Annotated in this window: 21 protein-coding genes and 1 tRNA gene; 14 read left to right on the forward strand and 8 right to left on the reverse strand. The window is 68.6% G+C overall.

All coding sequences use genetic code 11. The features are described 5' to 3' along the window. Window positions 1-4: 4 nt before the first annotated feature. Window positions 5-1,141 (reverse strand): flagellar basal body P-ring protein FlgI, encoded by a 1,137-nt coding sequence (locus tag B4K74_RS10220; protein ID WP_286692857.1) that lies wholly within the window; start codon window positions 1,139-1,141, stop codon window positions 5-7. Between the two features lie 161 nt (window positions 1,142-1,302). Between B4K74_RS10220 and B4K74_RS10225 the strand changes: the two genes are divergently transcribed. The 4 genes from B4K74_RS10225 (at window position 1,303) to gltX (ending at window position 4,598) form a co-directional block, all read left to right on the forward strand. After that, a complete protein-coding gene (locus B4K74_RS10225; RefSeq protein WP_286692839.1) occupies window positions 1,303-1,734 on the forward strand; it encodes a flagellar assembly protein FliX in 432 nt (143 codons plus the stop codon). Between the two features lie 152 nt (window positions 1,735-1,886). Further along, window positions 1,887-2,321: an RNA polymerase-binding protein DksA gene (gene dksA, locus B4K74_RS10230; RefSeq protein ID WP_123287016.1), complete on the forward strand. Its 435-nt coding sequence runs from the start codon at window positions 1,887-1,889 to the stop codon at window positions 2,319-2,321. A 13-nt stretch (window positions 2,322-2,334) separates the two neighbouring features. Continuing rightward, window positions 2,335-3,177, forward strand: a complete 843-nt coding sequence (locus tag B4K74_RS10235) for an alpha/beta hydrolase (protein ID WP_286692840.1) — start codon at window positions 2,335-2,337, stop codon at window positions 3,175-3,177. 71 nt (window positions 3,178-3,248) lie between these two features. After that, window positions 3,249-4,598 carry a glutamate--tRNA ligase gene (gene gltX / locus B4K74_RS10240; RefSeq protein ID WP_286692841.1) on the forward strand — a complete coding sequence of 450 codons (1,350 nt, stop codon included), beginning with the start codon at window positions 3,249-3,251 and terminating at the stop codon, window positions 4,596-4,598. Between the two features lie 24 nt (window positions 4,599-4,622). Here gltX and B4K74_RS10245 read toward each other — a convergent pair whose 3' ends face one another. After that, complete coding sequence (locus tag B4K74_RS10245; protein WP_286692842.1) at window positions 4,623-4,922, reverse strand: CC_3452 family protein; 300 nt, start codon at window positions 4,920-4,922, stop codon at window positions 4,623-4,625. 119 nt (window positions 4,923-5,041) lie between these two features. Next, window positions 5,042-5,647, reverse strand: coding sequence for a TIGR00730 family Rossman fold protein (locus B4K74_RS10250; RefSeq protein ID WP_286692843.1), 606 nt, complete (start codon window positions 5,645-5,647; stop codon window positions 5,042-5,044). A 135-nt stretch (window positions 5,648-5,782) separates the two neighbouring features. Between B4K74_RS10250 and B4K74_RS10255 the strand changes: the two genes are divergently transcribed. Further along, complete coding sequence (locus B4K74_RS10255) at window positions 5,783-6,538, forward strand: hypothetical protein (protein ID WP_286692844.1); 756 nt, start codon at window positions 5,783-5,785, stop codon at window positions 6,536-6,538. Window positions 6,539-6,675: 137 nt separating this feature from the next. On the opposite strand, the gene B4K74_RS10260 is transcribed toward B4K74_RS10255, so the two are convergent. Further along, window positions 6,676-6,750, reverse strand: a tRNA-Asn gene (locus B4K74_RS10260). A gap of 66 nt (window positions 6,751-6,816) precedes the next feature. Here B4K74_RS10260 and B4K74_RS10265 point away from each other — a divergent pair. The 3 genes from B4K74_RS10265 (at window position 6,817) to B4K74_RS10275 (ending at window position 9,556) form a co-directional block, all read left to right on the forward strand. After that, window positions 6,817-7,617, forward strand: a complete 801-nt coding sequence (locus B4K74_RS10265; RefSeq protein ID WP_286692845.1) for a TrmH family RNA methyltransferase — start codon at window positions 6,817-6,819, stop codon at window positions 7,615-7,617. 93 nt (window positions 7,618-7,710) lie between these two features. Continuing rightward, on the forward strand, window positions 7,711-7,833 hold the full coding sequence (locus B4K74_RS10270) for a hypothetical protein (RefSeq protein ID WP_260155315.1): 123 nt from the start codon (window positions 7,711-7,713) through the stop codon (window positions 7,831-7,833). Window positions 7,834-7,921: 88 nt separating this feature from the next. Continuing rightward, window positions 7,922-9,556, forward strand: coding sequence for an alpha-D-glucose phosphate-specific phosphoglucomutase (locus B4K74_RS10275; protein WP_286692846.1), 1,635 nt, complete (start codon window positions 7,922-7,924; stop codon window positions 9,554-9,556). A gap of 76 nt (window positions 9,557-9,632) precedes the next feature. On the opposite strand, the gene B4K74_RS10280 is transcribed toward B4K74_RS10275, so the two are convergent. After that, on the reverse strand, window positions 9,633-11,327 hold the full coding sequence (locus tag B4K74_RS10280; RefSeq protein ID WP_286692847.1) for an amino acid permease: 1,695 nt from the start codon (window positions 11,325-11,327) through the stop codon (window positions 9,633-9,635). A gap of 235 nt (window positions 11,328-11,562) precedes the next feature. On the opposite strand from B4K74_RS10280, the gene B4K74_RS10285 reads away from it, so the two are divergent. Together B4K74_RS10285 and hrpB are read left to right on the forward strand one after the other, a co-directional pair. Further along, complete coding sequence (locus B4K74_RS10285) at window positions 11,563-12,993, forward strand: sodium-dependent transporter (protein ID WP_286692848.1); 1,431 nt, start codon at window positions 11,563-11,565, stop codon at window positions 12,991-12,993. Between the two features lie 20 nt (window positions 12,994-13,013). Continuing rightward, complete coding sequence (hrpB, locus tag B4K74_RS10290) at window positions 13,014-15,470, forward strand: ATP-dependent helicase HrpB (protein WP_286692849.1); 2,457 nt, start codon at window positions 13,014-13,016, stop codon at window positions 15,468-15,470. Here hrpB and B4K74_RS10295 read toward each other — a convergent pair. The 3 genes from B4K74_RS10295 to B4K74_RS10305 are packed head-to-tail and all read right to left on the reverse strand — an operon-like array spanning window position 15,467 to window position 18,616. After that, window positions 15,467-16,264 (reverse strand): TrmH family RNA methyltransferase, encoded by a 798-nt coding sequence (locus B4K74_RS10295; RefSeq protein WP_286692850.1) that lies wholly within the window; start codon window positions 16,262-16,264, stop codon window positions 15,467-15,469. The two genes, hrpB and B4K74_RS10295, sit on opposite strands and share 4 nt — an antisense overlap. Next, window positions 16,261-17,157: a class I SAM-dependent methyltransferase gene (locus B4K74_RS10300; protein WP_286692851.1), complete on the reverse strand. Its 897-nt coding sequence runs from the start codon at window positions 17,155-17,157 to the stop codon at window positions 16,261-16,263. Before B4K74_RS10300 ends, B4K74_RS10295 begins: the two co-directional genes overlap by 4 nt. Continuing rightward, window positions 17,129-18,616 carry a glycosyltransferase family 2 protein gene (locus tag B4K74_RS10305; RefSeq protein ID WP_286692852.1) on the reverse strand — a complete coding sequence of 496 codons (1,488 nt, stop codon included), beginning with the start codon at window positions 18,614-18,616 and terminating at the stop codon, window positions 17,129-17,131. The genes B4K74_RS10300 and B4K74_RS10305 overlap by 29 nt, the downstream gene beginning before the upstream one ends. Before the next feature lie 129 nt (window positions 18,617-18,745). Between B4K74_RS10305 and B4K74_RS10310 the strand changes: the two genes are divergently transcribed. Genes B4K74_RS10310 through B4K74_RS10325 form a run of 4 tightly spaced genes read left to right on the forward strand, consistent with a single transcriptional unit; the run spans window position 18,746 to window position 21,940 of the window. Further along, window positions 18,746-19,372: a TetR/AcrR family transcriptional regulator gene (locus B4K74_RS10310; RefSeq protein ID WP_286692853.1), complete on the forward strand. Its 627-nt coding sequence runs from the start codon at window positions 18,746-18,748 to the stop codon at window positions 19,370-19,372. After that, window positions 19,369-20,193: an ABC transporter substrate-binding protein gene (locus B4K74_RS10315; RefSeq protein WP_286692854.1), complete on the forward strand. Its 825-nt coding sequence runs from the start codon at window positions 19,369-19,371 to the stop codon at window positions 20,191-20,193. Before B4K74_RS10310 ends, B4K74_RS10315 begins: the two co-directional genes overlap by 4 nt. Continuing rightward, window positions 20,190-21,176 (forward strand): FecCD family ABC transporter permease, encoded by a 987-nt coding sequence (locus B4K74_RS10320; RefSeq protein ID WP_286692855.1) that lies wholly within the window; start codon window positions 20,190-20,192, stop codon window positions 21,174-21,176. The genes B4K74_RS10315 and B4K74_RS10320 overlap by 4 nt, the downstream gene beginning before the upstream one ends. Before the next feature lie 2 nt (window positions 21,177-21,178). Then, window positions 21,179-21,940, forward strand: coding sequence for an ABC transporter ATP-binding protein (locus B4K74_RS10325; RefSeq protein ID WP_286692856.1), 762 nt, complete (start codon window positions 21,179-21,181; stop codon window positions 21,938-21,940). The last annotated feature ends 52 nt before the right edge of the window (window positions 21,941-21,992 follow it).

The following is a 21,992-nucleotide window of genomic DNA, read 5'->3' on the forward strand; positions in this document are numbered from 1 at the left end:
GAGACTACATCACCTCGATGTCGGCTTGCAGGGCACCGGCGGCCTTGATGGCCTGCAGGATGCTGATCATGTCGCGGGGCGTGACCCCCAGGGCGTTCAGCCCGGCGACCAGACTGGACAGGGAGGCGCCGCCGCCGACGATCCGCATCTGGGTGCCCTGGTCTTCCTCGACCGTGACCACGGAGGACGGGACGACCACAGTCTCGCCGTCGCTGAAGGGGGCGGGCTGGCTGACGAAGGGGTCTTCCTGAACGGTGACGGTCAGATTGCCCTGGGCGATGGCGACGGTGGAGACCCGCACGGCCTCTCCCATGACGATCACGCCGTTGACCTCGTCGATGATCACCCGGGCCGGGGCGTCGACCGTGACGGGCAGGTTCTCGATCCGGCTGAGATAGCCGGCCATGCCCCAGCCCTGCGGCGCACGCACGGTCACGACCGTGCCGTTCTCGGCAAAGGCGGTGCCGGGATAGGCCTCGTTGATGGCAACGGCCACCCGCTGGGCGGTGGTGAAGTCGGGGTTGCGCAGGGTCAGGCGGACCTCGGCCTGACGGCCCAGGTCAAAGCCGGTCTCGCGCTCGACCACGGCCCCGCCGGCGATGCGGCCGGCCGTCGGCACGCCGCGCGTGATCGACGAACCCGAGGCGCCCGAGGCCGACAGCGAGCCGGTCTGGATCGAGCCCTGGGCCACGGCATAGACCTCGCCGTCGGCGCCCTGCAGGGCGGTAACGACGACGGTGCCGCCGAGCAGGCTCTTGGCGTCGCACAGGGTCGAGACCGAGACATCGATGCGCGCGCCGGGCGTGGCGAACGGCGGCAGTTCGGCCGTGACCATGACGGCGGCGATGTTCTTGGTGTTGGCGTTGGCGCCGCGGATGTTGACGCCCTGACGCTCCATCATGCCCTCCAGCGACTGGCGGGTCAGGGGACAGTTGCGCAGATTGTCACCGGTGCCGTTCAGGCCGACGACCAGTCCGTAACCGACCAGCTGGTTGGAGCGGACCCCCTCGATGGAGACGATGTCCTTGATGCGCGACTGGGCCTGGGCGGCCTGCGGCAGGGCGACCAGCGCCAGGGCACCGGCGGCGAGGCAGGAGGCGAGGCGGGCAAGAACTGACGTCATGAAAAGGGTCCTGACAATTGCGGATTACGTCATGCCAATTCCATGCCGGAGCCATGCGCAAGGAAAAACAAGGGGTTGATGGTCGGCGGCCCGCTTCCGGCCAGCAGATTTTGCCGGGCCGTTAACCAAACCCTCACCTCGTGGGCTCAGATATCGGTCATGGTCCGGAGTGCCCGTTCATGAAGATCAATGGTCCGCAGTCGAGTGGCCCTGCCTCGCGTCCGACTCGCCCGGGTCAGGCGGCGGGGGGCTTCACCCTGGGCGGCGCGGCGGGTGCGTCCGCCGCCGGTGCCAAGTCCGGCGTGGCGGCCATGTCCGGTCCGTCCAGCGTCGCCTCCCTGATGGCGCTTCAGGGCGTCGAGGGCGTCGAGGGGCCGCAGGAGCGTCGCCGCCGGGCGATCCGCCGCGGTCACCGCCTGCTGGACCGGCTGGAAGCCCTGAAACTGGCGCATCTGGCCGGGCAGGGCGATGCCGATGCGCTGCGGGCCCTGTCCCGGACCGGAGGGGAAGATCGCCCCGACTCCGAGGATGCCAGCCTGAACGCCGTGCTGGACCAGGTGGACCTGCGTGTCGCCGTGGAACTGGCCAAGGCCGCCGTCGCTGGAAACTGAGGCCTTTCAAGGGTGAGGGCGAATTGTCACGGCTCACGGCATAGTGACCCGGCAAAGCTGACAGATGTGGGGAAACGGCTTGAGACGACTCGTCGCCTTCCCTATAGGCCTGCATGCGCCACAGGGGGGCGTGAGAAGTGAGCGTGAGTGCGATGAACGCATTAGCCTCTGTGGTGGATGAAGGGCCGGTGGCCTATCGCCCGTCCGACGACGAACCCTTCATGAATGAGCGGCAGCTGGCCTATTTCAAGGGCAAGCTGAACGCCTGGAAGGACGACATCCTTCGGGAGTCCAAGGGCACGGTCGTCAATCTGAAAGCCGAGACCGAGAACCACCCCGATCTGGTGGACCGGGCCTCGTCGGAATCGGACCGCGCGCTGGAACTGCGCACCCGTGACCGCCAGCGCAAGCTGATCGCCAAGATCGACGAGGCGCTGCGCCGGATCGAGGACGGCTCCTACGGCTATTGCGAGGAAACCGGCGAGCCGATCAGCCTCGGACGGCTGGAAGCCCGGCCGACCGCGACCCTCTCGGTCGAAGCCCAGGAACGCCACGAGCGCCGCGAGCGCGTCCACCGCGACGATTGAGGAGGCGGACGGGATGCGGGGCCTTGTCAGCATCCTGTTCGGTCTCCTTCTGCTCGCCAGCGCGCCGCACGCCTTTGCGCAGCAAGCCGAGGTGCCCTTCCCGGCGGCCCTGCGGGGTGATGCTTTCCGGCTGGAGTCCGCGACCCTTGGCCGGGGCTTTGACATCTACGTCCGCCTGCCGCCCGAGTATGATCCCGAGGGCCCGGCCTATCCGGTCGTCTATCTGCTGGATGGCGACAGCCTGTTTCCCATCCTTGCGGCCAACCACCTGTTCCTGACCTACGACGAAGGCCTGCCCGAGGCCGTGGTGGTCGGCATCGCCTATGGCGGCTTTGAGCCGTCGGTGAACCGCCGGGGCCTCGACTTCCAGTCCCCGGACGAGGGCCTTGCCGCCGAGCAGGCGGGCGCCGAGCGCTTCCACACCTTCCTGACCGATGACCTGCTTCCGATGATCGAGGGGCGGTTCAACGTGGACCCGGACCGGCGCGTCCTGTTTGGTCAGTCGCGGGGCGGCAATCTGGTGCTGTATTCGGCCGTGGCCCACCCCGATGTCTTTCAGGGGCGGATCGCCAGCAATCCCTCGCTGACGCCCGGCATGGGCTCGATCACCGGCCCCGCCGCGCGGGCTTCTCGCGACGATCTCAAGGTCGCCGTCACCAGCGGCGAGCGGGACAGGCCTGATCTTCGTACGGAAGCAGCCTTCTGGGTCGAGGCCTGGTCGGGCCGGGATGCGGACCAGCGTCCCTGGCAGGTGCGCCTGATCCCGATCGCCGGAGGCACCCACGCCGCCAATGCGCCGGACGCCTATCGCGCCGGGATGTTGTGGCTGTTCGCGCAGGCTGAGCAGGGCGATTGAAGCGGCCTGCGCCTTGACTTCGCCCGGGCGGAGCGCGACCTACGCGCCTCACGTTCAAGGTTTACCGCTCCATGCCTGTCAAAGTCCGTTTCGCCCCGTCGCCGACGGGTAAGCTGCACGTCGGCAATGTCCGCACGGCCCTGGTCAATTGGCTGTTCGCCAAGGGGCAGGGCGGCCAGTTCGTGCTGCGCATCGACGACACCGATCTGGCACGCTCGACGGCGGAGTATGAGCGCGGCATCGAGGAAGACCTGACCTGGCTGGGTCTGGTCTGGGACGAACGGCACAACCAGTCGCAGCGCTTTGACCGCTACCGCGAGGCCGCCGAGCGGCTGAAAGCGGCGGGGCGGCTGTACCCCTGCTATGAGACGGCCGATGAGCTGGATCGCCGCCGCAAGGTGCAGCTGTCGCGCGGCCAGCCGCCCATCTATGACCGGGCGGCGCTGCAGCTGAGCGAGGTTCAGCGCGAGGCCTATGAGGTGGAGGGGCGCCGTCCGCACTGGCGCTTCAAGCTGGACGGCCGCCGGGTGCATTGGGTCGATCTGGCGCGCGGTTCGGCCGAGGTCGACACGGCCTCGATGTCCGATCCGGTGCTGATCCGCGAGGACGGGCTGTTCCTCTATACCCTGCCGTCGGTGGTCGACGATCTGGACATGGGCATCAGCCATGTGATCCGGGGCGAGGACCATGTGACCAATACGGGCGCGCAGATCGAGATCTTCGAGGCGCTGATCGCGCTGGGCTGGACCGGCGCCCTGCCGGGCTTTGCCCATATGCCGCTGCTGGTCGGGGCGGATGGACAGGCGCTGTCGAAGCGGCTGGGCTCGCTGTCGATCTCGGATATGCGCGAGCAGGGCTATGAGCCGATCGCCATCACCAGCCATCTGGGCAAGATCGGCACGTCCGACGCGCTGGAGATCGCCCCGTCGATGGCCGAGCTGGGGCAGGGCTTCAGCTTTGACAAGATGGGCCGCTCACCGGCGCGCTATGACACGGCGGATCTGGATCGGCTGAACGCCCAGGCGCTGCACGCCATGAGTTATGCCGAGGCGCGGGGGCGTCTGGCGGCGATGGACTGTGATCTGGGGGAGGAGTTCTGGGCGACCGTGCGGCCGAACCTGGAACGGTTCGGCGACGTCGCGGCGCTGGTGCGGATCGTCAATGGGCCGGTGACGCCGGTGATCGCGGATGCGGAGTTTGCCAGGGTGGCTGCCGAGACCCTGCCGGAGACCATCGACGGTGACAGCTGGTCGGCCTGGACCGGAGAGATCAAGGCGCGCACGGGAGCCAAGGGCAAGGCTCTGTTCATGCCGCTGCGTCACATCCTGACGGGTCAGGAACACGGGCCGGACATGGCGTCGCTGATCCCGCTGATCGGGCGCGAGCGGATGCTGAAGCGGCTCTCTGGCGAGACGGCCTGACCGCCCCGCCAGAGTTCAGACCGATCAGGCGTTGCAGGCGGCCAGTTCTTCGGCCGTCAGGGCGGTGCCCTTCCACGAAAAGGCCGTGACCTCGCCCAGACGGGCGACGACGCGGCGGCAGGCGCGCGTGGCCGGCTGGTTGGCGCCGCCGGTGGCGGTGCAGCTGTCGCCCTCGCAGCGCCAGGTGGCACCGTCGATGATCAGGCGGCCCGAGGGGGCCGAGGTGGCGTCAGCCAGGGTGGCCGAGGTGACAGGCGCCTGAACCGGGGTGGCCAGGGTCGGGGTGGCGACGGCAAGGATTGCCGCGATCAGAAGAGTGCGCATGGGGGATTACTCCAGCTTGGACCGGGCAGGGGAGCCCGTAACGGCGCAATGTCCGTTGTTTTTGAAAACTGTCAAGGGTCGTGATCGAGATCGATGCGTTTTTAGTGACCGATGATCACTTATCGCTGATCATGTTTCAAATTCGACGGCGTGTCCATGCTGTTCAGCGCCGCGAGGGCTTCGTCGACCGTGCGGCATACTGTCCATGCCTGGAGGAAGGAGGCGGGGGTCATTCCGGCCTCGACCGAATGCTCCATGACGCGAAACAGGCTCTGCCAGAAGCCGTCGATGTCGAGGAAGATCACAGGCTTGCCGTGCAAATCCAGACGCTTCCACGACAGAAGTTCAATCACTTCCTCAAGTGTGCCGATGCCACCCGGGGCGACGACGAAGGCATCCGATTCGTCATACATGATCTGTTTGCGCTCATGCATGGAGCCGACCACCAGGGTCTCGACCTCGTCGAACAGGCGCTCGCGGCTGCGCAGGAACTCGGGCATGACACCCAGCACCCGGCCGCCCGCCGCATGGGCGCTGCGGGCCGAGGCCCCCATCAGGCCGACACCGCCCCCGCCATAGACGAGCCGCCAGCCCTTCTCCGCCACGCCCTGACCAAAGGCGCGCGCGGCCTCGGTGTATTTGGGATCGGCGGTTTCAGATGAGCCGCAGAACAGGCAGACGGAAGGGCCGCTGAACGGACGGATCTCGGCGGAAGTCGTGGGCATGGAACCTCGAAAAGCAGACGGAACAATCGACGGTCAGGATGACTGTCAGCGGGCGGTGGTTTTTGCCATACAGGGCGCATGGCCCCGGTGAAACGCGCAATTGAACGATATGGCATCCAGCCCGTGAGCGGGAGGGTGCTGGCCGGCCTTGGCCTGGCGCTGCTCGTGGCAGCGTGCGGCGGTGACGAGGCGCGGCCGGCCGCGGCCGGGAGCGCCGCCGCCGATGCCCCGGTGGCCGGAGCCGGGTCCGGATGGATCATGCCGCCTTCGGTGACAGGCCTGCGCCGTGACGGCACCGAATCTGTCGTCTCGGGACAGGCGGACCCGGGCGGTCGCGTCGTGTTGCGAACACCTGCGGGCCGGGCCTATGCGGCCGTGGCGGATGCCGAAGGCCGGTTCGAGGTGCGCCTGACGGCCGTGGACGGCCTGGTCCTGACGCCCGAGGCGCAATCGGGACAGGAGACGGTGCCGGCGCCCGGACGACTGGTGATTCTGGATGCGGCCCGGGGATCAGCGGTGCTGATTTCGGCGGGCGGCACCAGCCGGCGGCTGGGCGACGGCCCGGTGCTGTCCAGTGTCGATCACGACGGCCGGGCGGTGATCCTGTCGGGGCGGGCAAACCCCGGCTCGGACGTCCGGGTGGAATTGCCGGGCCGCGGCCCGATCCAGGTGCAGGCGGATGCCTCGGGCCACTGGCGGATCGGTATGGACGGGAGCCCGCCGTCCGAGGTCCGGGTCGACGGGCAGGTCTTTGCGGTTCCGTCCATGTCTGTCGACAGCGGTGACGGCGCTGCGTCGGCGATCAACCGGCTGGAACGCGAGGATGGCTTTCTGCTGAAATGGCAGGCCCCGGACGGTGCGCCCCAGACCAGCTGGCTGCCACGGCGTTAACGGCTTCTTAAGCCAATCGGCCGAACACGAGTCTTGGGATTCCTTTAGCGAGGCGCCCACCATCACCAAGCCTTTTCAAAGCCCGGCGCTCTGCGTCGGGCTCCTTTTTTTCATGCCGGTGTCAGGGGAAGGGGGAGTGGCTCCGCGGGTAGGATTCGAACCTACGACCAGCCGATTAACAGTCGGCTGCTCTACCACTGAGCTACCGCGGAACAGGTACTCAAGAGGGGGGCGCTATAGCAGCGGCCCGCCGGACTGTGCAACGATAAATCGACACCATGACGCCGATATCCCTGACCTCTGCCGATGATCCCCGGATCGCCGCCTTTCGCGACGTGCGTGAGCGCGATCTGACGGGCCGCGAGGGGCTGTTCATCGCTGAGGGGGAGGTGGTGCTGAACGTTCTGACCTCGGCCTGGTCACGGTGCCGGGCGCGGGCGGTGCTGCTGGCCGACAAGCGGCTGGCGAAGCTGGAGCCGGTGCTGTCGCGGCTGGAGGCCGATGTGCCAGTCTATACGGCCCCGCAGGAGGTTCTGGACGGGATCGCGGGCTTTCACCTGCACCGGGGCATTCTGGCCCTGGGGGAAAAGCCCGCACCGCTGGACGCTGATGCGTTTCTGGCGACGCGACCGGAGCGTTCTGTGCTGGTCGGGGCGGTGGGCATCGGCAATGCTGACAATATGGGCGGCATCTTCCGCAATGCGGCGGCGCTGGGGGCGTGCGGGGTGATGATCGATCCCGGCTGCTGCGACCCCTTCTACCGCAAGGCCATACGGGTGTCGGTGGGCGCGGTGTTGAGGACGCCGCTGATGGCCGACCTCTCGGCCTTGGCGATGGTCGAGCAGGCCGAGGCCTATGGCTATGTGCCGCTGGCTCTGACCCCTTGGGACGGGCCGGATCTGCTGGAGCTGGAGCCGCCTGCGCGGTCGCTGGTGCTGCTGGGGGCGGAGGGTCCGGGGCTGTCGCCAGAGGTACTGGCCCGCGCCCGGCCGGTGCGCATTCCCATGGCGTCGGGCTTTGATTCGCTGAATGTGGCGGCAACCTCGGCGATCGTTCTGCATCACCTGACTCGCCGCTGAGGCGAATCACGCAGTTGTTAGGGCGTTAACCCTTTGTACACCTTGCTGAACGGTCCGGATTGTGTCGGTATTGGGGCGTCCGGGGAGGCTGCCATGTTCAGTGATGTCTTTGGTTTCGTAGTGCGTAACGCCCGTCTGGCGGTGACCGTCGGCGTGGTGACAGGTGCCGTGAGTGCGGCCAGTCTTCTGGGATGGTTGACGGCGCCCATCGCCTGAGTGCGGCCTGACCTTCGCCTGAAGCTCAAAACGCTCTAGACACATGGCTTTCGGGTGGCCGGGTGCCGCCGTAGGCCAAGGATATTTCGTGTCCATCCAGAGCGTCAGCATTACCCCGTGGCAGGATCAGGAGCCGGGCACGTCCGGCTTGCGCAAGTCCACGCGCGACTTCATGCGGCCCGGCTATCTGGAAGCCTTTCTGCAGTCTGTGTTCGATGAAGCGGCGCCGCAGCCGGGCGACGCCCTGACAGTCGGCGGCGACGGGCGTTTCTTCTGTCGTGAGGCGGCCGCCATCGTGGTGCGGATGGCGCTGGCCAATGGCTTTTCCCGGGTGATCGTGGGGCGTGACGGCCTGTTGTCGACGCCGGCGGCCTCGGCGCTGATCCGCAACCGCGGGGCCAAGGGCGGGGTGATCCTGTCGGCCAGCCACAACCCGGGCGGCCCGGACGGCGACTTCGGCGTCAAATACAATACGGAGAGCGGGGGTCCGGCCCCTACGACCTTCACCGCAGGCGTGTTCACGCGCAGCAAGGCGCTCACGGCCTGGCGCATCCTGAGCGACGAAGCGCCCGACCTGTCGGTGGTCGGCGAGACCCGCTTGGGCGGGGGCACGGTCGAGGTCATCGATCCGATCACGGACTATGCCGATCTGATGGAGACGGTGTTCGACTTTGACGCCATCCGGGGGCTGGTCTCGCAGCCCGGATTCCGCATGGCGTTTGACGCCATGAATGCGGTGACCGGCCCCTATGCGACCGAGATTCTGGAGCGGCGGCTGGGGGCGTCTGCGGGCACAGTGCTGCGGGGAGAGCCCTTGCCTGACTTTGGCGGCGGGCATCCCGATCCGCATCCGGATCATACGCCCGAGCTGACGGCCCGGATGTTCGGCGAGGATCCGCTGGATTTTGCCGCCGCCTCGGACGGGGACGGGGACCGCAACATGATCATGGGGCCGGCGATGGTCGTGTCGCCCGGCGACAGTCTGGCGATCCTGGCGGCCCATGCCGACTGTGTGCCGCGCTATCGGGACGGTCTGAAGGGGCTGGCGCGCTCCATGCCGACCAGCCGCGCGGCGGACCGCGTTGCGGCGGCACTGGGCATCGAGATGCACGAGACGCCGACGGGCTGGAAGTTCTTTACCAACCTGCTGGATGCCGGGCGGATCACCCTGTGCGGCGAAGAGAGCTTTGGCACCGGCTCCGACCATGTGCGTGAGAAGGACGGTCTGTGGGCCGTTCTGTTCTGGCTGAATGTGCTGGCGGCGACCGGGAAAGGCGTGGGCGAGGTGGTGGTCGGCCACTGGTCGCGATTCGGCCGGGACTACTATCAGCGGCACGACTATGAGGGGCTGGAGGTCGGCCCGGCGCAGGATTTCATGAAGGGGCTGCGCGAGGCGGCCGCCGGCGCAGAGGGGCGGCAGATCGCCGGCTATCTCGTGCAGTCGGCCGAGGACTTTGCCTATAGCGATCCGGTGGACGGCTCAGAGGTGAAGCACCAGGGCGTGACCGTTCGGCTGAGCCCGGACGCCCGCGTCACCTATCGCCTGTCGGGCACCGGGTCGTCGGGGGCGACGCTGAGGGTCTATCTGGAGCGGTTCGAGAATCCGGCCGGCGACCTGCACCGCGATCCGGCCGAGGCGCTGGCCGCTGTGGCCGAGGTCTCGCGTGCCTTTGCCGGCATCGAGGCCCGCCTGGGCCGGACGGAGCCGTCGGTCATCACCTGAGGCGACGCGGCCTCCCGAATACGAAAAGGCCCGGAGAGCGATCTCCGGGCCTTCGCGCGTCTGACGGAAAGGGGCGTCAGTCTTCCTTGATGTTGTCGACACCGTGGCCGAAAGCGTCGGCCGGAGAGTTGATGGTCGTCTCTTCGGTGATGTCGATGCCCTTGGCCAGCTTGGAGTGCCAGAAGCCGTAGGCGGCGTAGATGACCGCGCCGATGACTGCATAGCCGGCCAGCAGCTGCAGCGTCAGCGGGTCGGGAACCGCACCGTTGGCAATCTGCTCCTGGGTCGGGAAGGCCTGTTCGACCATTGGCTTGAAGTTGTTCCAGGCCAGGAAGAGACAGGCGGCGATGCCGAGGCAGGCGGTGATGATACCGCCGGGCACCTTGAACGGACGCTCCAGCTCCGGGTGTTTGACCCGCAGATAGATGACCGACAGACAGACGATCGAGAAGGCGACGGCCGTCCCGAACGACACCAGCTGACCCAGCAGGCTGATCGGCAGGAAGGCCGCTGCGATGGCGATCAGGACGCCCAGCACGATCGTCCCCATCCACGGCGTGCGGAATTTCGGGTGGATCTGCGAGAACACCTTGGGCAGCAGGCCGTCGCGCGACATCGTGTAGAAGATGCGCGTCTGGCCGTAGCAGAGCACCAGCATGACCGAGGACAGGCCGGTGATGGCGCCGATCTTGATCAGGAAGCTGATCAGGTTCAGCTGTCCCCCCGGCGCGGCGGCCAGCGGGACGTCAGCCCAGGTCAGGTTCATCCGATCGATAGCCACGGCCACGGGGGCGGGGCTGGACAGTTCCATATAGGGCACCACGCCGGTCATGACGGCGGCCACGGCCATATAGATCAGTGTACAGATGAACAGGGCGCCGAGAATGCCGACCGGCACGTCCCGCGACGGGTTCTTGGCCTCGGCGGCGGCGGTCGAGACCGCTTCAAACCCGACATAGGCGAAGAAGATGATCGCCGCACCGCGGAACACCCCATCGACGCCGTAGCGGCCGGGCTCGGCAGGGTCCGCAGGCGGGATGAAGGGCACCCAGTTGTCCGGGTTCACATAGGTGATGCCTACAGCGATGAACGTCAGCAGCACGATGATCTTGATGACCACGATGATGTTGTTGACGTTCGCCGATTCACTGACGCCCAGCACCAGCAGGGCGCAGACGGCGGCGATGCCGACGGCCGCGACCAGGTTGAAGGTGCCGGTCGCCTGCAGCGCGGTGCCGCCGTCCCCACGGACCGCCTCGATCATCGGGGTGGCCCAGCGGGCACCCTCTTGTCCGGCATAGGTCAATGAGGGGAAGAGGTTATCGGCCAGGCCGAAGTCGCCCATGATCGAGACGACATAGCCGGACCACCCGACTGCGACCGTGGAAGCGGCGATGCCGTACTCCAGCACCAGCAGCCAGCCCATGATCCAGGCGAAGACTTCGCCCAAGGTTCCGTAAGCGTAGGTATAGGCCGAGCCGGAAACCGGCATCGTTGATGCCAGCTCTGCGTAGCAAAGCCCGGCAAGGGCGCAGGCAATGCCCGCCGCCACAAAGCTGAGCATGATGGCGGGACCAGCATAGTCGGCCGCGACCTGGCCGGTCAGAACGAAGATGCCAGCACCGATGATGGCACCGACGCCGAGACTCATAAGGTTGATGGGACCCAGGGACCGCTTCAGCTCGCTCTTGGCGGCTTCATTCTGAATCTGGGCAATCGATTTCTTCAGGAACAGGCGGTTGCCGCCTCCCGAAACAGGGGGTGTACTCATGTTTGGATGTCGCCTCCAGCGGGCGGTCCGAAGGGGCCGCCACCGCTCCGGGCCGGAAGCTAGATCGGCCCCGGTCTTCACGCAATCGTCATCTTGAGGGTCGGTGAGAGTTATTTGGTAACGCCAAGGTCAGCGCCTGCGGGGTTGATTCAAGGGGGGGGCGCCTTCAAGGTCGCCCCAACGGTAACCAAACAGCGTCGGGGCCGTGTCGGTCACCGGCGCGGGGGAGTATTTCATGGTCGCGTCTTCGCCCGCCGGTCAGGCGCAATGGTCGTCCAAGGCCGCCTTCATTCTTGCAGCGACGGGGTCTGCCGTCGGTCTCGGCAACCTCTGGCGCTTTCCGACCGAGGCGGGGACGAATGGCGGCGGCGCCTTTGTGCTGCTGTACATCCTGTGCGTCGTCCTGATCGCCCTGCCGCTGCTGCTTGCTGAAAGCCTGATCGGTCGCCACGGTCAGCGTTCGACCATCGGCAGCGCCGTCCACCTGGCGCGCCAGTCGGGGGCCAGCCCGGCCTGGAGCCTGCTGGCCATCGTCGGCCTGATCGCCAACACCGCCATCCTGACCTTCTACGGCGTTGTCGCCGGCTGGGTGATCTATTTCGTCGGGACGAGCGCGGCCGATCTGGCCGGCGCCATCGGAGCGGGGGACCCGCTGCGGGGCGCCTATGCCGAACAGTCAGTCGCGCAGATTCAGGAGATGATGCCGGCCCTGTTCGCCAACCCCGTTCTCCTGGTTGGGCTCCAGCTCGCCTTTGTGGTCCTGACGGTCTGGATCGTCGCCCGGGGCGTCAAGGGCGGCATCGAGGCGGCCGCGACCTGGCTGATGCCCGCCTTCTTCTTCCTGTTGATCGGCATTACCGTCTATGCCGCCATCATCGGCGACTTCGCTGCAGCCCTGACCTTCCTGTTCACGCCCGACTTTGAGCGAGCCTTGCAGCCGGGCGTGCTGAGCGCGGCGCTTGGCCAGGCCTTTTTCTCGCTGAGCCTCGGCGGCGGCGCCATGATCGCCTATGGCGCCTATGCTTCGCGCGAGACCAACCTCGGCCAGACCTCGGGCATGATCGCCTTCGCCGATACCGGCGTGGCCATTATCGCTGGTCTCGCCATCTTCCCGATCGTCTTCTTCGTCGGGATGGAGCCGAATGCCGGCCCGACCCTGATGTTCCAGACCCTGCCGGCCGCCTTCAACGCCATGCCGGGCGGCGCCATCGTCGGTCTGGCCTTCTTCGTCCTGGCCCTGTTTGCGGCGCTGACGTCCTCGGTGTCGCTGCTCGAGATCTCGGTCGGCTGGGTGATCGAGAAGTTCGGCGTCGGGCGTGCCAAGGCCGCCATCGGCATCGGCGTGCTGGTGTTTCTGGTCGGTCTGCTGTCGGCCCTCTCGTTCAATGTGCTGGCCGACCAACGCCCCATTCCCTTCATTCCGGGATTTGAGAACGCGACCTGGTTCGACGCCATCGATGGGGTCACCGGAAAGCTGCTGCTGCCGCTGTCGGGCCTGATCACAGCCATCTTCATTGGCTGGGTCGCGGACCGCAAACTGGTCAACGCCGAGACCGGCCTGAAGGGCGGCGGCCTGGGCGCCTGGCGCTTCCTGATCGCCTGGGTGTGTCCCCTGGCGGTGACGGCCATTCTGGTGCTGGGCCTGTTCCCGCAACTGCTGGGCTGACGTTGGAGTAGCCGGACGCCGTGACGACCACGCCTGGCCGCCCTGCGGCGTCCGACCTGCCCATCCATGAGGTTCTGGACCGCCTGATCGCGGCGGTCCGGGACCATCCGGCCGTGGTGCTGGGCGCGCCCCCCGGGGCGGGCAAGACCACGGGTGTGCCGCTGGCCCTGCTGGACAGCGACATCGGACGCGCCGGCACGATCCTTGTACTCGAACCGCGTCGTCTGGCCGCCCGGGCCGCCGCAGAGCGCATGGCCGAGCTGCGGGGCGAGCCGGTGGGCGAGACCGTCGGCTATCGCACCCGCCTGCAGAGCCGCGTCGGGCCCAAGACCCGGATCGAGGTGATCACCGAGGGCATCTTCACCCGCCGGATCAGCGCCGATCCGGGGCTGGAGGGCGTGGCCGCCGTCCTGTTCGACGAGTTTCACGAGCGCAGCCTCGATGCCGATCTGGGGCTGGCGCTGGCCCGCCAGACGCAGGAGCTGCTGCGTCCTGACCTGAAGCTGGTGGTCATGTCGGCGACGCTGAATGTGGCGTCGATGGTGCGGGTGCTGGACGGTCCTCCGGTGATCGAGGCCGAGGGGCGGGCCTTTCCGGTCGAGACTGTCCATCTGGGCAGCACTCCGTCGGAACGGCTGGAAGCGGCGGTGGCCCGCGCCGTGCGCCGGGCCTTGGGCGAGACGGGCGGATCCGTGCTGGTCTTCCTGCCCGGCCAGTCGGAAATCCACCGGGCCGGGCGGGCGCTGGCCGAGGCGTCCCTGCCAGCGAATGTCGAGGTCGTCAGCCTGTACGGCGGGCTGGAGCGCTCGGCGCAAGACCGGGCCCTGTCCGCGCCACCGCCCGGTCAACGCCGCGTGATCCTCGCCTCGGCCGTGGCCGAGACCAGCCTGACCCTGCCGGGGATCACGGCGGTGGTCGACAGCGGCCTGTCGCGGGTGCCGCGCTTTGATCCAGCCAGCGGACTGACGCGACTGGCGACCGTGCGGGTCAGCCGCGCCTCGGCCGATCAGCGTCGAGGCCGGGCGGGGCGTGTGGGGCCGGGCACCTGCTATCGCCTGTGGGACGAGGAGCAGAGCCGGGGCCTGATCCCGGAACAGCCCGCCGAAATCCTTGAGGCCGACCTGACCGGTCTGGCGCTGGATCTGGCCCGGTGGGGCGCGCGGTCGGCCGAAGGGCTGGCCCTGATCGACCCGCCGCCCGCCGGAGCCTTTGCCGAGGCGCGGGCGGTGCTCACCCGGCTGGGGGCGCTGGATGAGCGGGGCGATCTGACCCCGCATGGGCGGCGGATGGCCGAGCTGCCGATGAGCCCGCGGCTGGCGCATATGGTGGCGGTGGCTTCGGACCGGGGGGATGCCCTGACGGGTGCGCGGATCGCCGCCATTCTGGGGGAGCCCGGTCTGGGCGGAAGCTCAACCGATCTGCGCGACCGGCTGGAGGCGCTGGAACGCGACCGATCCCCCCGCGCCCGCGATGCGCTGAGGCTGGCCGACCGCTGGGCGCGGCTGGCGGGCGGCGGAAAGGGGGGCGAGGTTGATGCTGGCCTTCTGGTCGTCGAGGCCTTTCCCGAGCGGGTGGCGCGGGCGCGCGGCAAACCGGGCGAGGTGCGGTTGGCCTCGGGCCGGGGCGCCTTTCTGGAGCCGACCGATGCGCTGGCTGGGTCCCCCTGGCTGGCGGTGGCGGAGCTGAGCGGCGGGATCAGCGGCGACCGCATCCGTCTGGCCTGTCCGGTGGAAATCGCGGCGCTGGGCCACCGGATGATCGAGGAGGAGCGGATGGTCCGCACCCCGTCCGGCCGGATGGAGGTGCGCCGCCTCAAGCGGATCGGCGAACTGGTGGTCGAGGAGGTGTCGCTGGGTGCCCCCGACAAGGCGCAGATCGCGGACCTGCTGAAGGGCGAGATCGAGCGGGACGGCCTCAAGGGCCTGCGCTGGGGCGAGCGGGCCTCGGCGCTGCGGGCGCGGCTGGCCTTTCTGCGGGGGCTGGATGACGGCTGGCCGGATGTGTCGGATGAGGGGCTGCTGGCCGCGCGCGAGGTGTGGCTGTGGCCGCTGCTGGCCAGCGTGCAGGGGCTGGAAGGCATTGCGGATGGCGCGTTGGAAACAGGTCTGCGGACGCTGATCCCGTGGGACCGACAGCGCGACCTTGACCGGCTGGCCCCCGCGCGCCTCGAGACGCCGCTGGGCTCGACCGCCATCGACTATGCCGCCGAGGGCGGACCTCGCGTCGATATCCGCGTGCAGGAGCTGTTCGGGGTCAAGGCTCACCCGACGGTCGGGGAGGGCCGGGTGCCGCTGACCCTGGCCCTGTTATCACCCGCGCGGCGACCGGTGCAGGTGACGAAGGACCTGCCCGGCTTCTGGAAGGGCTCATGGGCCGCCGTGCGCGCCGAGATGCGGGGTCGCTATCCCCGCCACCCCTGGCCCGAAGACCCCGCCGCCGCCCAACCCACGACCCGGGTCAAGCCGAGGGGGACCTAGCGGTCCTCCGTCGCGGCATAGGCCATGATGCCGGTGGCGACGGCGAGGTTCAGGCTGTCGGCGCGGCCGCGCATCGGGATTTTGACATTGACGTCACAGGCGGCGGCGAGGGCGTCGGTCAGGCCGGCCTGTTCATTGCCCATCAGCACCAGATTGGGCCGGGTGAAGTGGGCCGATCCCGGCGCTTCGGTGGCGTCCAGCCGGGTGCCGATGACGCTGCCGGGCCAGGACTTGCGCCATTCGAGGAAGGCCTCGGGCGTGGTCCGCGTCAGGGTCACGGCGAACACCGACCCCATGGTGGCCCGCACGGCCTCGACGGAATAGGGATCGACGCAGTCGCCGATCAGGATGACGCCGCCACAACCGGCCGCATCGGCGGTGCGGATGATGGTGCCGAGATTGCCGGGGTCGCGGACCTGTTCCAGCGCGATCCAGGCCGGGGCCGAGGTCGGGTCGATGTCATCCAGCGCCGTATAGACCTGATCGAAGACGGCCAGCACGGTCTGGGGATTATCGCGGCGGCTGATCTTTTCGAGGATCGGGTGGGTGACGACGACGATCTCGCCGCCGGCGGCCTCGGTCGCGGCGCGGGCCCGGTCGAGCAGGGCGTGGGGTCGTGCCTCCATCCCCTCCATCAGCAGGCGGGGGGTGCGCCCCATATCAAGGGCTTCGCCGATGAACTTCAGGCCTTCCGACAGGAACTGGCCGGTGAACTCGCGCTCCTTGCGCATATGCAGGGCACGGACCGACTTGACGGTGTCATTGGTCAGGGAGGTGATCAGGCGCTCGGTCATGTCGCGGACCACCGGGAAAAGAAACTGAGACCGATGGCGCGGCCGTTCTCGCCGGTTTCGGCCAGCGCCAGCTCGCCCCAGTCGATGCGGCCATCGCGTCCGGCCGTCGCCTGATCCATCAGATGGGCCAGAGACAGCCCCGAAATGCGCGCGGCATAGGCATTGAGCAGCAGGAAGTCGGCCTGCGGCTCCAGAATAGCAGCGCAATCCGCCAGCAGGCCCGGCAGGTCCTCGAACAGGCGCCAGACCTCACCGGTCGGGCCGCGTCCGTATTTCGGCGGGTCGAGGATGATCCCGTCATAGAGCGAGCCGCGCTTGCGCTCGCGGGCCACATAGCGGCGGGCGTCCTCGACGATCCAGCGGATCGGCCGGTCGGCAAGGCCCGACAGCTCGGCATTCTCGCGCGCCCAGGCGACCGATTTTTTCGAGGCATCGACGTGGGTGACCTCGGCCCCGGCGGCCGAACAGACCAGCGAGGCGACGCCGGTATAACCGAACAGGTTCAGGATGCGGGTCGGGCGGTTGCGGGCGCGGATCCGCTGGTCCAGCCACTCCCAGTTGGCGGCCTGCTCCGGGAAGAAGGCGAGGTGGCGAAAGGGGGTGAAGCGGGCGGTGAACCGGGTCTCGCCCCAGCCGAGCGAAAATGCATCGACAGATTTCGCGGCAAAGCGCCAGCGACCGTCGTCATCCTCGTCCTGCGGATCGAAGACCGCATCGGCCCGGTCAAAGGCCGAGGCATCGCGCGGCTCCCACACGCACTGGGGCTCTGGCCGGACGACGGTATAGCGCCCGTAGCGCTCCAGCTTGCGGCCATGTCCGGAGTCGAGCAGGGCATAGTCGGCCCAGTCGCGCGTCATCAGGACATCAGGGTGGGGGGACAGTCTCGAGGCCATGGGGGCTGGTTAAGCGCACCGGCGGCCCTGCGTCCAGCGGCGCGGCATCGGTTTCGGGCGTGAGGTCGGGCTCGGGGTCCGGTCGATGGCGGGTCTTGTCCCAGGCGAAGGGCTGGGTCACCAGCCGCCAGGCGGCATGGGCAAAGGCCAGGCTGAGCAGGGACCAGTAGGCCGGCGCCTGGATGATATCGATCAGGCTGTAGGGGATCCCGGCACGTTTAGCCCCGACAAAGGCCGAGACCCAGGCCATGCCCGCGCCGAGCATCAGGACACTGACCGCAGGAATCGGGGTCGAAGGCGTGATGCCCGCAACCGCCGCCACCAGAACCGAGGCCACGACCCAGGCGACCGAGGGGGCATGCACGGCCGCCGAGGCCAGCGACACGCCGAGGGTCATGACCAGGGCCAGCAGCCCGCGCGGGCCCAGCGACAGGGGCTGGCGCGTGTGCACGCCCCAAGTCTGCATATAGCCCTTCATCCATCTGTTGCGCTGGGGCAGCCAGGCGTGCAGGCCTCCCGGCGGTGTCTCCCACGTCGGACGCGTCAGGACGCCCAGGCGATAGCCGGCGCGCCACAGGCGAAAGCCGAGGTCGGCATCCTCGGTGACGTTCCAGGCGTCCCAGCCGCCCACCTGTTTCAGGATGTCGACGCGGAAGTGGTTGCTGGTGCCGCCCAGCGGAAAGGGCAGGCCCAGCCGGGTCATGCCGGGCAGGACCACTTCGAACAGGGCGGCATATTCGACGGCAAAATGCCGGTCGAGAAAGGGGGAGGCCTCTGGACTGCGGGCGCGTCGACGAATGCGCAGGGGGGCCTGAAGACAGGCGAGGGTGCCGGTCGTGTCGTGCGCAAAGCGGGCCGCGGCCTCGCGCAACTGCAGGGGGTCGGGGTGGTCCTCGGCGTCATAGACGGTGATCAGCCGGCCGGTCGCCCGGGCCAGGGCATGGTTCAGGGCACGCGGCTTGGTGCGCGGCTCCCCCGGCGGAACGATCAGGATCGACAGCCAGTCGGGTCGGTCGGCAGCATAGGCGGCCTCGATCGTGGCGTGATCATGGGCCTCGAGCGCCAGAAAGCCTTCCAGCCGTTCGGCGGGATAGTCGAGCGCCGACAGATGCTGCACGAGCTGGGGCATGACCTCGGCCTCGTCATGGAGGGCGGCGACCACCGTATAGCGGGGCAGGGGCCCGGGACCGGGCGCGGGACACGGGGGCCGCCTCGAGGTGAGGATCAGGGCAAGGCGCCACAGGGCGCAGATCAGAAAGCCTGCGGGAACCACGACGGACACTGTGGTCTGAAAGCCGGCAGGATCGCGCCAGGCCCAGGCCGCCAGCCCTGTGCCCAAAGCGACCAGTCCAAGCCCCTGACCCCAGGTGAGGGATCGTCGCGCAGCGCTCAGCGCGCGAGCCGGGCCGAAATCTGCGCCCGGACCGGTTCGCTGCTCCTCGGTTGCATGGGCGTCCATGTTCCCTCCCCGGTATACGGGTAAACCATCCTGATCTCTCTGGACAAGCCGGAGGGCGCGACCGGACCGCGAACTGGCGCCCGGCGACAAGAGTCAGTATGGCTGGCCGCAACCGCATGGAGGACAGGTTTGCCTGCGACAGCCCCCCGTTCAAAGTCCCGGCGCAAACCCAAGGGCGAGGGGCATTTCCGGCGCGAGGAAATCCTGACCGCCGCCGAGGGTATCTTTGTCGATCACGGCTATGAGGGCGCGACGATCCGCAAAATCGCCGATGCGGTCGGCCTGTCGTCGACCGCCCTCTACATGCACTTCCCCGACAAGGCCGCGATCCTGCATGAGATCTGCAAGGAGGCGTTTCAGGCCCTAACGCGGGCCCAGGCGGTCATCATGGAGGCGGACCTGCCGCCCGAGCAGCGCCTCAGGCGGCTGATCGAGTCCTACATCGCCTTCGGCTTTGATAATCCGAATGCCTATCGCTTGATCTATCTGACGCGTCCGCAGGAGGCCGAGGGGGCCAAGTCCGCCGCGCAGGAAGTGGGCATCGGCCTGTTCCGGGCTTTTGAGACGGTGGTCCGCGAAGTCGATGCCGCCGGGCGGCTGAAGGTCCCGCCGCGCACCGCAGCCCAGGTGATCTGGGCCGGGGGGCACGGTGTTGTGTCGTTGCTGATTACCAAACCCTATTTCGACTGGGTCGAGCGGGAGGCGCTGGTCAAGGCCATGCTGGATACCGTGTTCGACGGCCTGATCCGCGCGTGACACGGGCGACCGCGCCGGTTGTCGCGACGGTCCTGCTGCTGGCGGGGTGCGGGGCATCGTTCAACGAGCCCGAGGGAGACGCCCTGCGCGTCCTGTCGCTGGATCAGTGCGCGGACCAGTATGTGATGGCGCTGGGCCAGGGGCATGAACTGGCCCTGTCGCCGCGCGCGGACGATCCGGACTCGTGGCTGAGACCCGAGGCCGCCGGGCACCAGATACTGCGGCCGACGCTGGAGTCGGTGGTCGCCTACTCGCCCGATGTCGTCGTGCGTTACTGGGGCGGGGATGCCCGGCTGCTGGCCCAGCTGGAACGGCAGGGGGTGACGGTCGTGACGATCGCCGATGCCGCCGACTTCGCTTCGGTCGAGCAGAGCATCGCGGAGGTGGCGCAAGCTCTGGACCGTGGGGCGGAGGGGCAGGCCCTGATCGGCAAGATGCGGACGCCCCTGAAAGACGGGGCGCCGCCGGACGGGGCGCGGCCTCTGACCGCTCTCTATCTGACGGCCGGGGGGTTCACGAGTGGCTCCGGCACCCTGATCGATGCCAGCCTGAAGGCTGCGGGGCTTGAGAATGCTGCAGGGCACGCGGGCTTCGGCGCGGTCCGGGTTGAGCGGCTGGCCGTGGAGCCCCCCGAACGGTTCGCGCTTGGCTTCTATGACCAGACTCGCGCTGACCGCCGGGGTCCGGGGCGGCATCCACTGGTGAGGCGCCTTGTCGAGGACCGCCCGAACGTCCGGCTGCCGGCCGCCATGCTGACCTGTCCCGCCTGGTTCATGGCCGAAGCCGTGCCGATGCTGGCCGAGCTGCGGGACGCGCCATGACCGTGGCGCGGATCAATCTGATGCTGGGGATGTCGCTGGTGGTCGCCCTGGTCGCGGCGCTGACGCTGGGCGAGGCCGGGCTGGGCGGAGTGCAGTATGTGCAGGCCTTCAGCGACCCCCGGTCGGGTCCGGGGCTGATCCTGTGGCAGGTGCGGGCGCCGCGGGCGGTCTGTGCCGTGGCGGTCGGGGCGGCCCTGGGCCTGTCGGGGGCGCTGATGCAGGGGCTGTTGCGCAATCCGCTGGCCGAGCCCGGCGTGCTGGGCGTGTCGGCCACTGCCAGTCTGGGCGGGGCGCTGGTGCTGGTCGCGGGGGCGGGAATGGTCACCGGGGCCGTCGAGCTGGCCGCCATGGCCGGCGCCGGCATCGGGGCGGCGGCGCTGGTCGCCTTTGCCGCGCGCATCCGGGCGCCCGAGGCGCTGATCCTGTTCGGGGTGGCCCTGTCCAGTTTCGCCGGGGCCGCGACCGCGCTGATCTTCAACCTGTCGCCGTCGCCGATCGCGACCGCCGAGGTCATGGCCTGGCTTCTGGGGTCGGTGCAGAACCGGGGCTGGGCCGACGTGCTGTGGGTTTCTGCCGCGCTGGTGCCAGCAGGTATCCTGGCAGGCCTCAGCGCGCCGGGTCTGAAGGCCCTGTCGCTGGGCGACGAGACGGCGCGGACCCTGGGCCTGCCGCTGGATCGGTTGAGGCTGCTGGCCCTGATCGCCGCCAGTCTGGCCGCAGGAGCGGCCGTGGCGACCGCAGGAGTGATCGGCTTTGTCGGTCTGGTGGCGCCGCATCTGGTGCGGGCGTCGGTGCGCGCCGATCCGGAGCGGGTCCTGATGCCGTCGGCGCTGGCCGGAGGGCTGATCCTGGTCGTGGCCGACCTGATGACGCGCATCACCCCGACGGATCAGGAACTCAAGCTGGGGGTGTTCACGGCCCTGGTTGGCGCGCCCCTGTTCGCCCTGATCGCCTGGCGCGCCGCCCGCGCTTGGAGGGGCTGAGTATGAGCGCGACACCTCGCCTGAAGATCGAAGGCCTGAGCCTGTCGCGCGGCACGCAGTCGGTGGTGCGCGACGTCAGCCTCTCGGTGATGCCGGGTGAACTGGTGGCGCTGGTGGGGCCGAACGGCGCCGGCAAGACCAGTTTGATCCAGGCGGTCTGCGGCCTGCTGAAGCCGGATTGCGGGCGGGTCCAACTCGATGGCGCGGACCTCTCGACCCTCGGCCCCCGCGAGCGGGCCAGGGCGCTGGCCTATCTGCCGCAGGACGGGACCGTCGCCTGGAACCTGCCGGCGATCGAGGTCGTGGCGCTGGGGTCGGGGTTCCTGCAGACCGACGGTGCCCACGTCCAGGCTATGGCGGCGCTGGAGGAGGTCGAGGCCGCAGCGTTGGCCGATCGTGGCGTAGCGGAATTGTCCGGTGGCGAGCGCGCCCGGGTGCTGCTGGCGCGGGTGCTGGCCTCGGAGGCCGGAATGATCCTCGCGGATGAACCGGTCGCCGGTCTCGATCCGGAGGGTCAGTTGCTGGTTCTGGAAAGGCTGAAGGCACGGGCCGGTGCGGGCCAGACTGTGGTGGCCAGTCTGCACGACCTGTCGCTGGCGGCGCGCTTCGCCGACCGGGTGATCGTCATGGATCAGGGCGAGGTCCGTGCTGACGGTTCTCCCGCGGGGGCGCTCGACACCGCCGTCCTGCGCGACGTGTTCGGCCTCGGCGGTCGCTGGCTGGACAGCGAGGACGGCCCTGTCCTGACCCTGGCTCGCCTCTAGGTTCTGAACTCATAAAGCTTGCGGCGGATCGATCTCGCTGATTCAAGGATTC

The sequence above is a fragment of the Brevundimonas sp. UBA2503 genome (assembly GCF_002341485.1).
Classification (GTDB): domain Bacteria; phylum Pseudomonadota; class Alphaproteobacteria; order Caulobacterales; family Caulobacteraceae; genus Brevundimonas; species Brevundimonas halotolerans.